The organism is Streptomyces flaveolus (assembly GCF_000716535.1).
Taxonomy (GTDB): domain Bacteria; phylum Actinomycetota; class Actinomycetes; order Streptomycetales; family Streptomycetaceae; genus Streptomyces; species Streptomyces flaveolus_A.
Genome location: NZ_JNWV01000163.1, coordinates 1 through 425 on the forward strand (window position 1 = coordinate 1; position 425 = coordinate 425).

Annotated in this window: 1 pseudogene; it reads right to left on the reverse strand. The window is 70.1% G+C overall.

Going from position 1 to position 425, the window contains the following annotated elements:
* Window positions 1-425: pseudogene (locus OO52_RS45665) on the reverse strand (alpha/beta hydrolase); the annotation flags it as partial.

Genomic DNA, 425 nt, shown 5'->3' on the forward strand with positions numbered 1-425 from the left:
TTGCCGGGCATGGCCCGGTCGGCTTCCGCGATCATCAGATCCTGCACGGCCGTCGGCAGCGCCCGGTCGTCCGCGCAGCGCAGGAAGGTCCGCGGGACGCGCCCCCACCGTTGCGGGGTCACGATGACCGGGGTGGTGGGGATCGCCAGCGGCAGATCGGGGCTCAGTGCCGAGCGCCAGCGGTCGAAGCGGTCCAAGGGAGTGTCGTGGTAGTAGGTCTGCCGCAGTTCCTCGACGTAGGCGGGATCCTGTGAGAGCGGGTTGATCCGCACGGCGCCCAGTTCCCCGGGGTCGCCCAGGTTGAGGCTCTGGCCTCGTGCCGTGGCGTTCTCGGGCGAGCCGAGATAGTCGAAGAACCGGGGCCGTCCGGCGGGCACGAAGGCCGAGAGGTAGACGATCTCGTTGACGAGTTCGGGTGCGCGCTC